The 14,070-nt window shown below is 67.1% G+C and carries 9 protein-coding genes and 1 riboswitch; of the genes, 4 read left to right on the top strand and 5 right to left on the bottom strand.

Going from position 1 to position 14,070, the window contains the following annotated elements; all coding sequences use genetic code 11:
- Positions 1–126: 126 nt before the first annotated feature.
- Entirely contained in the window at positions 127–2,988 is a 2,862-nt protein-coding gene (gcvP, locus tag AC3WJE_RS07485; RefSeq protein ID WP_493730162.1) for an aminomethyl-transferring glycine dehydrogenase, read from the bottom strand.
- A 160-nt stretch (positions 2,989–3,148) separates the two neighbouring features.
- Positions 3,149–3,261: riboswitch (glycine riboswitch) on the bottom strand.
- 287 nt (positions 3,262–3,548) lie between these two features.
- Between gcvP and AC3WJE_RS07490 the strand changes: the two genes are divergently transcribed.
- Together AC3WJE_RS07490 and AC3WJE_RS07495 are read left to right on the top strand one after the other, a co-directional pair.
- Positions 3,549–4,796, top strand: coding sequence for a multidrug effflux MFS transporter (locus AC3WJE_RS07490; protein WP_493730163.1), 1,248 nt, complete (start codon positions 3,549–3,551; stop codon positions 4,794–4,796).
- Between the two features lie 34 nt (positions 4,797–4,830).
- A complete protein-coding gene (locus AC3WJE_RS07495; RefSeq protein WP_493730164.1) occupies positions 4,831–5,226 on the top strand; it encodes a hypothetical protein in 396 nt (131 codons plus the stop codon).
- Positions 5,227–5,341: 115 nt separating this feature from the next.
- On the opposite strand, the gene AC3WJE_RS07500 is transcribed toward AC3WJE_RS07495, so the two are convergent.
- From AC3WJE_RS07500 to AC3WJE_RS07515, 4 genes are all read right to left on the bottom strand, one after another.
- Complete coding sequence (locus AC3WJE_RS07500) at positions 5,342–7,324, bottom strand: M2 family metallopeptidase (RefSeq protein WP_493730165.1); 1,983 nt, start codon at positions 7,322–7,324, stop codon at positions 5,342–5,344.
- Between the two features lie 147 nt (positions 7,325–7,471).
- Positions 7,472–9,124 (bottom strand): phosphoethanolamine transferase, encoded by a 1,653-nt coding sequence (locus AC3WJE_RS07505; RefSeq protein WP_493730166.1) that lies wholly within the window; start codon positions 9,122–9,124, stop codon positions 7,472–7,474.
- On the bottom strand, positions 9,121–9,870 hold the full coding sequence (locus AC3WJE_RS07510; RefSeq protein WP_493730167.1) for a phosphatase PAP2 family protein: 750 nt from the start codon (positions 9,868–9,870) through the stop codon (positions 9,121–9,123). Before AC3WJE_RS07510 ends, AC3WJE_RS07505 begins: the two co-directional genes overlap by 4 nt.
- Positions 9,871–10,148: 278 nt before the next feature.
- Positions 10,149–11,867, bottom strand: a complete 1,719-nt coding sequence (locus AC3WJE_RS07515; protein WP_493730168.1) for an ArnT family glycosyltransferase — start codon at positions 11,865–11,867, stop codon at positions 10,149–10,151.
- A 132-nt stretch (positions 11,868–11,999) separates the two neighbouring features.
- Between AC3WJE_RS07515 and AC3WJE_RS07520 the strand changes: the two genes are divergently transcribed.
- Both AC3WJE_RS07520 and AC3WJE_RS07525 read left to right on the top strand, forming a co-directional pair.
- The gene (locus tag AC3WJE_RS07520; protein ID WP_493730169.1) at positions 12,000–12,701 is read left to right on the top strand and encodes a response regulator transcription factor; all 702 of its coding nucleotides are present in this window, start codon (positions 12,000–12,002) and stop codon (positions 12,699–12,701) included.
- Positions 12,691–13,986, top strand: coding sequence for a sensor histidine kinase (locus AC3WJE_RS07525; RefSeq protein ID WP_493730170.1), 1,296 nt, complete (start codon positions 12,691–12,693; stop codon positions 13,984–13,986). The genes AC3WJE_RS07520 and AC3WJE_RS07525 overlap by 11 nt, the downstream gene beginning before the upstream one ends.
- Positions 13,987–14,070 lie beyond the last annotated feature (84 nt).

Genomic DNA, 14,070 nt, shown 5'->3' on the forward strand with positions numbered 1-14,070 from the left:
GCTGGACATTCGTCGGCAGCGTCAGATGTGGAGAAGAGACAGCAGAAGCGCAGTCAAACGATATCGAACAAGCCCCAAAAAAACGGCCCGCAATGCGGGCCGTCGTCTTGTTCGATCGAGGAAGCGTTACGCCTCGACTTCATCGTCCTTGTACGCATCCACCGGGATGCACGCACACATCACGTTCTTGTCGCCGTAGACGTTGTCCACGCGCGCCACCGGCGGCCAGTACTTGGCCTGCCGCAGCGACGGCAGCGGGAATGCGGCCAGCTCGCGCGGGTAGGCGTGCGCCCACTCGCTGGCCGACACCACCGTGGCGGTGTGCGGGGCGTGCTTGAGCGGGTTGTCCTCGCGATCCAGACGGCCGTCCTCGATCGCGGTGATCTCCTCGCGGATCTGGATCATCGCGTCGATGAAGCGGTCCAGCTCGTGCTGCGATTCGCTCTCGGTCGGCTCGACCATCAGCGTGCCGGCGACCGGGAAGCTCAGGGTCGGGGCGTGGAAGCCGAAGTCGATCAGGCGCTTGGCGATGTCCTCGGCGCCGATGCCGCTGGTCTTCTCCAGCGGACGCACGTCGAGGATGCACTCGTGCGCGACCAGGCCGTTACGGCCGGTGTACAGCGTCTTGTAGTGCGGTGCCAGACGCGTGGCGATGTAGTTGGCGTTGAGCAGCGCGACCTGGGTCGCCTTGCGCAGCCCGGCGGTGCCCATCATGGTGATGTACATCCAGCTGATCGGCAGGATCGAAGCCGAGCCGAAGCTGGCGGCGCTGACCATGCCTACTTCACCTTCGCCACCCAACACCTTGGGCAGGAACGGTGCCAGATGCGACTTGACCGCGCACGGGCCCACGCCCGGACCGCCGCCGCCGTGCGGGATGCAGAAGGTCTTGTGCAGGTTGAGGTGCGAGACGTCCGAGCCCCACTTGCCGGGCTTGGCCACGCCGACCAGCGCGTTCATGTTGGCGCCGTCGGTATAGACCTGGCCGCCATGCGCGTGGACGATCTCGCAGATCTCCACGATCGCCTCTTCGAACACGCCGTGCGTGGACGGGTAGGTGATCATCAGCGCGGCGAGGTTGGCCGAATGCTTCTCGGCCTTGGCACGCAGATCCTCGACGTCGACGTTGCCGTTGGCGTCGCACTTGGTCACCACCACCTTCATGCCGCACATCTGCGCCGATGCCGGGTTGGTGCCGTGCGCCGATTCGGGGATCAGACAGATATCGCGATGACTCTCGCCGCGCGAGCGGTGATAGGCGCGGATCGCCAGCAGGCCGGCGTATTCGCCCTGCGCGCCGGAGTTCGGTTGCAGGCTGACTGCGTCGTAGCCGGTGCATTCGACCAGCATCGCTTCCAGCTCGTCGATCAGCAGGCGGTAGCCGTTCCATTGCGCGGCCGGGGCCAGCGGATGGATCGACGAGAACTCCGGCCAGGTCACCGGGATCATCTCGGCGGTGGCGTTGAGCTTCATCGTGCACGAGCCCAGCGGGATCATCGTGCGATCCATCGCCAGATCCTTGTCGGCCAGCGAGCGCAGGTAGCGCAGCAGCTCGTGCTCGCTGTGATGGGTGTTGAACACCGGATGGGTCAGGAATGCGCTGGTGCGTAGCAGGCCTTCCGGCAGCGCATCGGCGGTGGTGGCATCGAGCGCTTCGATCTCCACCTCCGCGCCGAACAGCGTGCCCAGCGCGATCAGGTCGGCGCGGGTGGTGGTCTCGTCCAGGCTGATGCTGACCGCGCCGTTGTCGATCGCACGCAGGTTGATGCCGGTGGCCTGCGCCTTGGCGTGGATCGCCCGCGCATCGATGCCGGTGACGTGCAAGGTGTCGAAGAAGTGCTCGCCGACAGCGACGCCGGCACCGCGCAGCGCGGTCGCCAGGATCGCCGCATAGCGGTGAGTGCGGCGGGCGATGCGGCTCAGGCCGTCGGGACCGTGGTAGACCGCGTACATCGAGGCCATCACCGCCAGCAGCACCTGCGCGGTACAGATGTTGGAGGTGGCCTTCTCGCGACGGATGTGCTGCTCGCGGGTCTGCAGGGTGAGGCGATAGGCCGGGTTGCCCTGCGCGTCGATCGACACGCCGATCAGGCGGCCCGGCATCGAGCGCTTGTAGGCATCGCGGCAGGCCATGAACGCGGCGTGCGGGCCGCCGAAGCCGAACGGCACGCCGAAGCGCTGGCTGTTGCCGACCACGATGTCGGCGCCCCATTCGCCGGGCGCGGCAATCAGGGTCAATGCCAGCAGGTCGGTGGCGACCGCGACCAGGCCGCCGCGCGCGTGCACCGCGTCGGCCAGCGCCTTGTAGTCGCCGATGTGACCGAAGGTGTCCGGGTACTGCAGCAGCACGCCGAAGCACTCGGCCTGCAGCGCCTGCCCGGGCGTGCCCAACTGCAGCACGATGCCCAGCGGCTCGGCGCGGGTGCGCAGCAGTTCGAGCGTCTGCGGGTGCACCGCGTCGTGCACGAAGAACACCTCCGATTTCGACTTGGCCGAGCGCTTGGCCAGCGTCATCGCCTCGGCGGCGGCGGTGGCCTCGTCCAGCAGCGAAGCGTTGGCGATCTCCATGCCGGTCAGGTCGGCGCACATGGTCTGGAAGTTGATCAGCGCTTCCATGCGGCCCTGCGAAATCTCCGCCTGGTACGGCGTGTAGGCGGTGTACCAGGCCGGGTTCTCCAGCACGTTGCGCAGGATCACCTTCGGCGTGTGGGTGCCGTAGTAGCCCTGGCCGATGAAGCTGCGGAACACGCTGTTCTTGTCGGCGATCGTGCGGATCTTGGCCAGCGCGTCTTCCTCGGTCACCGCTTCCGGCAACGCCAGCGGGGTCGGCGACTTGATGCCGCCGGGGACGATCGCGTCGGTCAGCGCGTCCAGCGAATCATGGCCGACCACGCGCAGCATCTGCGCGATTTCGGCATCGTTGGGGCCGATGTGGCGCGCGACGAACGCGCTGGAATTTTCGAGGTCGCGCAGGGAGGACTTGGACATGGAGGCTTCCGTCAGGACGTAGTGGGGGAAACACGAGAGCCTGCTTTCACTCGTCATTCCCGCGGATGCGGGAATCCATGGACTTCGCCGTCTTGTACGCACGACGTCCTTGGGTTCCCGCTTGCGCGGGAATGACGAGCGAAGCCATGCAGGCTTCTGCTCGTGCCCCTCTGTCCTTTTGCCTGAGAGTTTGGAGACGCGGCGCGGCTGGGCCTGCCTGCGTCTGGTGCCCCTTCGGCGCCGGATCCAACCGGTCTCTCCAGAGTTTTGGTACGGGTGGTATCGGGCCTGAGCGATTACGGGCGTTTGCGCCTTCGGCAGCGGCGGTGGCCGCTTCTCCCACCATGTAGCGGGGGCGATTATAGCCGTAGCGACTGTCCAGATTCGTGGCTGCGCGGCCGGTTTGAAGGCCCTGGGCCAGGCCACGTGATGGGAGGGATTCAGCGCAAGCGGGAACCGGCGGGCTATCATGGGCGGACTCCCTTACCGCCACAGGCACCGTCCCCGTTGGGATCCGGTGCCTGAATGCGTCCATTGACGCCCGTTTCCCGGAACACGGCATGACCGCACCCACGCCTTCGACCCGCCGCCTGGCGCTGCTGCTTGCCGGGTTGTCGATGTTTGGCCCGTTCTCGATCGACATGATCTTCCCGGCGTTCTCGCAGCTCGGCGAGCGGCTGCGGGTGGATCAGGTCGCGATCCAGCAGACCGTCAGTGTCTACCTGCTGTTCTACGGCCTGATGAGCGTGGTGCACGGCCCGCTGTCGGATGCCTGGGGCCGCAAACGGGTGATCGTCGGCGGGCTGGTGATGTTCATCGTCTCGTCGATCGGCTGCGCGCTGTCGCGCGACCTGAGCACGCTGCTGGTGTTCCGCGCGCTGCAGGGCGTGTCGGCGGGCGTGGGCATGATCGTCGGGCGTGCGGTGATCCGTGACCTGTTCGATGGCCACGACGCGCAGCGACTGATGAGCCAGGTATCGATGATCTTCGGCATCGCCCCGGCGATCGCGCCGATCATTGGCGGCTGGCTGCTGGCCACCGGCGCCGGCTGGACGTCGATCTTCTGGTTCCTGGTGACGTTCTCGAGCCTGCTGTTGCTGGCGACGCTGACCTGGCTGCCGGAGACGCATCCGCCGCAGTCGCGGCGCCCGCTGCGGCCTGGGCCGCTGCTGCGCGACTACCTGACGATCGGCTTCAACCCGCGTTTCCAGCGGCTGGCGGCGGCCGGCTCGCTGAACTTCGCCGGCATCTTCCTCTACGTTGCCTCCGCGCCGGTGTTCGTGATGCATCACCTGGGGCTGGGCGAGCGCGACTTCGCGTGGCTGTTCCTGCCCACGATCGGCGGGCTGACGCTGGGCGCGTTCCTGTCCGGGCGGATGGCCGGGCGGTTGCATGCGCGCAGCCAGGTGCGCGTCGGCTTCATCTGCTGCGGTGTGTCGGCGCTGAGCAATGTCGCCTACAACCTGGCGGTCGATCGGCTGGCGCTGCCGTGGGCGGTGCTGCCGATCTTCATCGGCGGCCTGGGCCTGGCGTTGATCTACCCGATCCTGTCGCTGATGGTGCTGGACATGTATCCCGCGCAGCGCGGGCTGGCCTCGTCGCTGCAGGCCTTCACTCAGCTCATGGTCAACACGGTGGTCGCTGGTGTGCTGTCGCCGCTGCTCAGCGATACGCCGCTGCACCTGGCGCTGGGATGCGCCGGCTTCTTCCTGCTTGGCTGGTTGTTCTGGCGCTGGGATCGGCGGGTCTGCCGCCGTCAGCGCGACGCGGCGCCCGTTGTGCAGACGGGATCGGCCGGGCCCGGGTAACCTCCGTATTTGTGAGCTTCAGAGGAATCATTGAATGTCGATGGGATCCAAGCAGCGCCGCGATTCGCGCCGGAAACTGGCCGAGCGCCTGCGCAACCGCGCGACGGCGCAGGCGGTGCCGGACTCGCCGATCGAGCCGCATGCCGAACTGCGCGATGGCGAGCGCCGGCTGCTGGCCGGCATCGTGCGTCGCGATGGCGTGTGGGTGCTGGGCATGGACGGGCGCATCGCCGGCGAGTCGGAGAGCCCGGCGCAGATGCTGGCGCTGATCATGCGTGCCGGCGAGATGCACGAGCGCCAGGGCACGCCGGTGCGGCTGGTCTATTCCGACGCGCTGAAGGATGCCGCGCATGCCGAGGTGAAAGAGCTGGGCATGGAATTCGAGCAGTTCAAGGCCAAGCTGGTCGGGGAGCCGCGCGCGGACGCGTAGCGCCGGGCTTGCCCGGCCGGGATGACGCTTTGCTGTAGGAGCGGCGTAAGCCGCGATGGGCTTTACCGATAAAGCCCCATCGCGGCTTACGCCGCTCCTACAACAAAGCATGACGTCAGGGCTTTGCGGCCGGCGCCTGCCACCCGCACATCCGCCCCTCGTTCTGCTGCTTGAGCCACTCCTGCATGGGCGCGAAATACTCCAGCATCGGCGCGGCATCGAGCTTGTCCTCGCCGGTCAGCTCCTTCAGCGTCGCCTGCCACGGTTGGCTGGCACCGCGCTGGAGCATCGCCCAGAACTTCTGCCCGGCTTCCTTGTTGCCGTAGAAGCTGCAGTCGTACAGTGGGCCGGTGTAGCCGGCGGCCTGGCACAGGCCCTTGTAGAACTGGAACTGCAGGATGTGGGCGAGGAAGTAACGCGTATACGGCGTGTTGCCCGGCACGTGGTACTTGGCGCCCGGGTCGAAGAACGCCTCGCCGCGCGGGGTCGCCGGCGCCACGCCCTGGTACTTCGCTTTCAGTTCCCACCAGGCCTGGTTGTAGTGGTCCGGGGTGATCGAGCCGTCGAACACGCCCCAGCGCCAACGGTCGATCATCAGGCCGAACGGCAGGAACGCGACCTTGCTCAACGCCATGCGCATCTGCGAGTTGATCAGCGCCTCGCGGCTACGCTGCTGCGGGCCGACCAGATTGATCGAATGCAGGTAGCCGGGCGTCATCGCCAGCACGATGGTGTCGCCGATCGCCTCGTGGAAGCCGTCGTTGGCGCCGTTCTGGAACAGCGGTGGCAGCGGGTTGTAGGCCAGGTCGTAATAGATGTGGCCCAGCTCGTGGTAGATCGTGGTGAAGTCTTCCTCGCGCGGCTGGATGCACATCTTGGTGCGCACGTCCGGGCCGTTGTCCTTGGAGCCGTCGCCGCCCATGTTCAGATCCCAGGCGCTGGCGTGGCAGACCACGTCGCGGTCGAGCGGCTTGATGAACTGCGAACGTTGCCAGTAACTCTCCGGCAACGCCGGCATGCCGAGCGAGGTGTAGAAGTCCTGCGCGCGTTCGGTCATCTGTTTGGCGTTGCGCAGCTGCGCCTCGCGTTCGGCCTTGAAGCGGGTGTCGGGGCTGGTGTCGCCGGGTGTCTTGGCGAGCTGCGCGCTGAGGTTGCTCTGGTACTGTTTCTCCAGCGCCGCGGTGATGTCCAGGTCGCCGGCGCCGGGGTAGGGCTGCAGCAGGTCCCACAGGTTGGACCAGTCCTGCTGCCACATGTTGCCGGTCAGGTGTGCCGGCAGCAGGCCGCCGGGCAGCTCGCCCTTGTCGGCGCCGTATTCCTTGTCGAGCTTGCCGCGCGTGTAGCACTGCAACTGCTCGTACAGCGGTTTGAGCTGCGCCCACAGCCGGTCGGTCTCGGTGGCGATCTGCGCGGGCGGCATGTCGTAGCCGCTGCGCCACATTTCGCCGACGTCGGCGAAGCCCATTTCCCTGGCGCCCTCGTTGGCCAGTTCGACGAAGCGCTGGTAGTCCTTGCGCATCGGCGTGGCCACGCCATGCCAGCCCTGCCAGGCATCGAGCTGTTCGTCGTAGTCGCGGCTGCCGGCCAGCACCTGCTCCAGCTCGCCGAGCTGGCGGCACTGCTTCGCCTCGCCTTCGCCCTTGCAATAGCTGCCGGCGCCGTAATCGCCCTCCATGCGCGCGGCGATCGTGGTCAGCTCGGTGAGCCGGGCCGGGTCGCGCGGCGCCGGCATCGCGTTCATCAGCTTGAGCAGCCTGAGCGCGCGCGCGGTGTCCCCGGACATCGGCTTGCCGTCATAACGTTTGGCCTGCTCGATCCATTCGTTGAGCTTGGTCAGCGAGCGCTCGTTGGCCTTGGCGGCCACGCGCTGCGAGTCGACGTTGATGTAGGTCGAGGACAGCCACTGCGCAGCGCTCAGCTCCGGATAGCTCGCCTTGTATTCCTCGTTGATGCGCGCGACGAACTGATCGGCGCTCTCGCCGACCTCGGCCTGCGCGACGGGTTTTTCCTGCTGCGGGCTGGGCGCCTTTTGGCAGGCCGACAGCGACAGCAGTCCGGCGGCCACGGCGAGGGCCGGCAGCAGGTGGCGGTGGTTCACGGTGAGTCCCTTTGCGTGAGTGCGACCGGCGAAGGCTAGAGGCCTGCGGTTGCACTGGCAAGGCGGACCGCGCCGGTAAACCCCATCGACGTCGTCCCCGCGAAGGCGGGGACGACGGTCATGTCACGTCAGGGCTTGGAGCGGTATTCAGCCGGCGCAACCGGCGAACAGGTCGCGCGAGCGGTCGTAGATCGAGGTCTTCACCTGCATCAGGCCCAGCACCGACGAGAACAGGTTGTCCTGATCGGCACGCTGGGTGGAGCGCTGGCGCAGGCACTTCAGGTCGAGCCCGCGGTTCTGCGCGAATTCCGGCGAGAACCACATCACCATCGGCACGCGGGTCTGCTCGGCGGGAGCGATCGCGTAGGGCACGCCGTGCAGGTACAGCCCCTTCTCGCCGAGCGACTCGCCGTGATCGGAGAGATAGATCATCGCGGTGTCGTAATCCGGCAGTGCACGCAGCGTGCCGATCGCGCGATCGAGGAAGTGGTCGGTGTACAGGATCGAGTTGTCGTAGGCGTTGACGATCTGCTCGCGGGTGCAACTGCCCAGCTCGGCGGTCTCGCAGGTGGGCGTGAAGCGGCGGAACTGCGCAGGGTAGCGCTGGAAATAGGACGGGCCGTGGCTGCCAAGCTGGTGCAATACCACGACGCGATCGCCGGGCTTGGCACGCACCTGCGTGGCGAGTTCGTCGAGCAGGATCTCATCCATGCAGCGGCCGTCCTTGCACAGGGCGGGGTTCTTCGAATCGTCGAGCTGCTGGATCTCCAGGCCCTCGCACACTCCCTTGCAGCCGGACTGGTTGTCGCGCCACAACGGCGCGATGCCGGCGTGGTTGAGCACGTGCAGGAACGACTGGTGCGCGCGGATCTTGGATTCGTCGTAGTCATGGCGACCGAACGGCGAGAACATGCACGGCACCGAGACCTCGGTGCTGGTGCCGCACGAGTGCATGTCGGGGAAGTTGATCACGCCGGTCTGCGCCAGTTCCGGCGTGGTCTGGCGCGCATAGCCATTGAGGCCCCAGTTCTGCGCACGTGCGGTTTCGCCCAGCACGATCAGCAGCAGGCGCGGACGGCTGCTGGGTGCGCGCGGGGTCGCCATCGCGTCGTGTTCGATCGGCAGCTTGGGCTGGCGCTTGATCGGCGAATCGGACTTCAGGGTCTGCCGCAGCGCGACGATGTAGTTGATCGGGGTGGCGAGATAGCGCACTTCACGATGGTTGCGCATCAGCGCCGACAATGGCTGGAACGACAGCATCGACCCGGCCGAGCCGACCACCGCGACACCGAGCAGGAACAACAGGCGCATGCCCAGGGTCTTGCCCCAGCCGCGTCGCTTCAGCCGTACCCGCCACACCACCGCGATCGGCAGCGCCGCATAGAACAGCAGCGGCAGCAGCAGCGAGGGCGTCATCAGCTCGCGCGATTCCTTGTGGTCGGTATGCAGCACGTTGCGCAGCATGTCCGTGTCCAGATAGACGCTGTAGCTGTTCATGTAATGCGTGGCCAGCGCGGTGGTGATGAACAGCACCGACAGCAGCGGCTTGGCGTTCCAGCGCCAGATCAACAGCCCGAACAGCAGCGAATGCACCGCGACCAGCAGGCAGAACAGCGACAGCGTGAAGCCGAAGCCGGAATGGGTGGCCAGCGAGGTGCGCCAGAACATGCTGTTGCAGGCGAGCGCGAAGAACACGCTGGCGCCGAGCACCAGGGTTTCCACCGAGACTTCCGGGCGGTGGCTCCAGTCGAGCGTGCGCAGGCGCGCGAGTGCACCGCTACGTGGCAGCGAGACGCTCATGCGGATTCTCCGGTGGTTGCGGTGGCGCGCGCGGTCGGCCGCAGCATCCACAGGTACAGGCCCAGCGACACGCTCCAGCAGGTCGCCAGGGTCCACAGGTCATGCGAGATGAAGTGGGCACCGCGCAACTGCTGGGAGATCCCGAACAGCAAGCCGGTGCCGAGGCCGATCGACAGCCCGGCCCAGCGCCAGCGCGGATGTGTCGCCAGCGCGGCGAAGTACAGCGCGACCCAGGCATAACCGGCACTGGCGTGACCGGCCGGGAAACAACCGGACGCCGGCACCCCGTTGCGCGAATCGAACAGCCCGAAGAACGCGCGGGTGCCACCGTAGTCGACCAGATCCCACGGGCAGTCCATGTGGGTGACGCTCTTCAGCAGCGACACCGCCGCGGTCGACAGACCTATCGACAGCACCACGTAGAGTGCCGGGCGCGACCAGGCACGCCAGCGCGGCGAGCGCCACGCGACCAGCCCGAACGCCAGCAGGCTCAGCGCCGCGGCGGTACTGGTGTACTTACCGACCTGGTGCACCAGCGTCGTGGTGAACCAGTAGTTCTTGAGCGCCCACTGCCCGCCTTCCGCGCGATACACCTGGTCGGCCAGCCACTGGTCGCCGCCGCCGGCCATCAGCAGGCCGCTCAGCGCCAACGCCACCACCAGCGGGATCCACAGGTGGCGGACGAGAAAATGGCCGTGCGAGCGCACGATGGGCTGGAAGGCACCCTTGGCAAGGGATGCGGGCATCAGGTTCATTGAAGACGCCAAATGGCAAAAACGCCGGTCCCGGCGATGGCAGCATGATCTGTGTCACGTTGTCGGAAAGTGGTCGGACCGGGATGCAGGGTCCGTGAATCCCAGCCAACCGGATCAGGGCGTGTGATCCGCCCTCGAGTAGCTCGCGTGGGGTCCGGAAAGCCCTCGGTTCCTGCCGCGTGGTGCCGGCTGATGGGCTTCCCGGCCCAGCCAGCCGGGTCTGCACAAACCTGCGTCGGTGTGTCCGGCTCGGGCGTGGACGACACGCCCTAGTCGCCGTCTCCGGCTACCTCTTCCTGCGTCGCCTCATGCGTCACGCAGCCGGGCCGCAAGGCATCGCCCGGTACCAACTGCCAGGCATTGCGATTGGATTCGCCGATGTCGATCACCCGGGCCGGGTCCACGCATGGGCTCATCGCTTCACGCAGCACGAACAGCCAGCGCCGCTGCGGTGCCTGCGCGACCCATTCCGAGGCGCCTGCCCACTGCACATCCCACGACTTCTTGAAGCCGAAATCGACCGCCGGCCGGTCCGCCTGCAGCAGGTTCTGCTCGCGCCAGGCGACCATGCCGAGTTCCGCATCCGGGCCGATGCGCTGGCCCACGCGCTGCATCAATCCGGCGGCGGAGCTGTAGGGATCCAGCGCCGGCATCAGGCCGAGCCCGTGCACCGTCCACAGCAGCGCGGTCACCACGACCACCAGTGCCCCGGTGTGGCGCAGCCGCAGCCAGGCGGCCAGCAGCACGGTGGGAATCGCAAAGATCAGCAGCCAGGTGCCGAACACCTGCATCGCGGCCGGGTCGATCGCCCGCTTGAGCGCGCCCTGCATCGCCCAGCCTGCGTGCATCTGCAGGCCGATACCGATCGCCAGCGTCAGCAGCGCCAGCAGCCAGACATAGCCGGCCAGCACCAGGCGGATCACGCGCCGACGCAGCAGCCCGGCCAGCAGTGGCGCGGCGGCCACGCACAGCGCCGGCAGCATCGGGAAGATGTAGACCTCGCGCTTGCCCGGGCTGGCGCTGAAGAACACCAGCACCAGCACGCTCCAGCCGAGCAGCACGGCGTAGCGCGGGTCACCGCGTCGCAGCCGTCGCCACCACGCAGGCAGCAGTGCCGGCAGCAACAGGCAGCCTGGCAGCCACAACGTGGCGATCACCTTGAGGTAGTACCAGGCCGGCTGCACGTGGTGCCAGGCCGAGGCGTAGCGGGTGCCGGTCTGTTTGAACAGCAGCTCGCGCGCGTAGGCCTCCACGGTCGGGTCCGGGTCGCGCCACAGCGCGATCCCCAGCGGCAGCAGCCAGACCGCGGTTCCGGCCAGGAACGCCGGGATCACGCTCAGCCAGTGCGGCCACGGCCCGCTCACCGCCTCCGTACGATGCCGATGGCGCCACGCCGCCCACGACAGCAACGCCAGCAACGGCAGGAAGCCCACGCCCTTGGTCACCGTGCCCACGCCGGCGGCGAACGCGCCCAGCATCCACGCCGGCCAGTCCGGCCCGCGCAGCAGGTGGCGCAGCAGGCCCCACAGCGACAGCGTGGTCATCGCCACCAGCACCATGTCGATCTGGGCACGCTTGGCCAATACCCCGAACTGCAGCGTGACGAACAGGGCCAGCACCGCGTAACGCGCCACGCGCGGGTTCCACAGCCGGCGCGTCAGGTCCCAGGTCAGCCACAGCGTCGCCAGCGCGGCCAGCAGCGACGGCAGCAGGAACGCGAGGCGCCAGTCGTGCACCAGTTCGTAGGCACTGGCCTGCAACCACATGAAGACCGGCGGTTTTTCCGCATACAGCTCGCTGCCCCGGTGCGGAAGCAGCCAGCGCCCGCTCTCCACCATCGCGCGGGCGGCCAGTACGAAGCGGGGTTCATCCGGAGGGTTGGGCTGGCGCAATCCCAGCCCGGCCAGCAGGCTGAGCACGATGGCCAGCAGCGCGGCGCGGTACGCCCAGCGCCGGCGTTGTTCCAGGGAGAAGGTGGCAGGCAGCACGTTGGAAGATGGGCTGAACGGGCGCAAACTATGCCTGATTCAGCGTGGAAAGTTTGTCGGAGGCCCCATTTCGACGTGGTTCCGACATCGTCCGGCTACGATGCTAGACCACTTATCCCCCGGAGGCCGACGATGCGGCTGCTCGTCATCGAAGACAACCGCAACCTGGTGGCGAACCTGTTCGACTACTTCGAAGCGCGCGCACACACCCTGGACGCCGCACCGGATGGCATCACCGGTCTTCACCTCGCCACCACGCAGGTCTATGACGCCATCGTGCTCGACTGGATGATGCCGCGCATGGATGGCCCGGAAGTGCTGCGCCGCCTGCGCGAGGAGCACCGCTCCGAAGTGCCGGTGATCATGCTGACCGCACGCGACGAGTTGCCCGACAAGATCGCCGGCTTCCGCGCCGGTGCCGACGACTACCTGACCAAGCCGTTCGCGCTGCCCGAGCTGGAAGTACGCCTGGAAGCGCTGCTGGTGCGCGCGCAGGGGCGAGGCCGCAGCAAGCTGCTGACGGTCGGCGACCTCAAGCTGGACCTGGCGACGCTGGAGGCCAGCCGCGCCGGCAAGCCGCTGCACCTGTATCCGGCCTGCCGCAAGCTGCTGCAGGTATTGATGCAGGCCAGTCCGGCCGCGGTCACCCGCGAGAAGCTCGAACAGGCGTTGTGGGGCGACGAGCCGCCGGACGGTGACATGCTGCGCTCGCACATCTACGACCTGCGCCGCAGCGTCGATGGCCCGTTCGAGGAAAAGCTGATCCAGACCCTGCCGCGCGTCGGTTACCGGCTCGGCCATGCCGGGCACCAGGAACGCATGCATGCGGACTAGGCTGGGCGGGCTTCGTGCCCGTGTCACCCTGTGGCTGGTTATCTATGCCGGACTGATTTCACTGGCCGTGTTCATCCACGGCTACATCGTCAACGAGCAGGCCGAGCAGGTGACCTGGCGCTCGCTGCTGAAGTCGGAGCTGAACCACTTCGTCCAGCGCAGTGCCGAAGATCCGCGCTACCACTGGACCGATACCGAGACCGTGCAGTTGTACGGCGACGACGACGAGTCGCCCGCGCCACCGGAATTCGCCAGCTTCGGCCCCGGCATCCATGACGGCATCCAGTACCAGGGGCGCGACAAGGTACTGATGGTGCAGGACGTGAACGGACGCCGGTTGGTGCTGGCGCTGGACATCACCGAGCTGCAGGCACACGAAAACAATCTCGGACTGTGGATGCTGATTTCGAACATCATTGCGATCGTGCTGCTCGGCCTGCTGGTGGCATGGGGATTGGGCCGCGTCGTGCAGCCGCTGGCCGACATGGCCAAGCGGATCCATGCCTTGCGCCCGGATCGCCCTGGTCAACACATCGAGGCAGTGAAAGGCGCCAGCAGCGAGCAGGTGGTGATCGCCGATGCGCTCAACGACTACCTGCAGCGCAACGATGCCTACGTTGAACGCGAGCGCGCCTTCATCGATAGCACCAGCCACGAACTGCGCACCCCGATCGCGGTGATCCGCGGCGCCGGCGAACTGGCGCTGGACCAGCCGGGCATACCGCCAGCGGTGCGCCATCAGCTGCTGCGCATCCGCCAGACCGCCGAGTCGGTCGAGCAACTGATCACGCTGCTGCTGGTGCTGGCGAAGGATCCTTCGCGGCTGGAGAAGAGCAGCGATTACGTGCGCCTGGACGAACTGCTGCCGGACATCCTCGCCGACCATCGTCACCTGTGCGCCGACAAGGACCTCGACCTGCAACTGGCCGAGCTGCCGCGTTGCGAGCTGTTCGCCCCGGTGGCGATCATGCAGGTGGCGATCGGCAACCTGCTGCGCAATGCGATCGAGAACAGCGACCGCGGCGTCATCCGTGTGTCCCTGCTGGCACCGGCAACGGTGCGGATCGAGGATCCGGGCCACGGCATGAGCCCGGAGGAGATCGCCGCGATCTACCGCCGGATGGCGCGCGCTGAAACCCGCCAGGGCAATGGCATCGGCCTGGACCTGCTGGGCCGCCTGTGCGAACACCTCGGCTGGAAACTGCTGCTGGATTCGGCGACCGGGCAGGGCACCGTGGCGACACTGGACATGAGCGGCTCGTTGGTCAAGAGCCGGAATTCGTGATGGGTGATGGGTGATTCGTAGGAGCGGGTCTACGTGGCCTCGGGCCATCAGCCGCGATGAGGCTTTACCGGTAAAGCCCCATCG

This window comes from Pseudomonas sp. GW821-FHT07E12 (genome assembly GCF_058986605.1).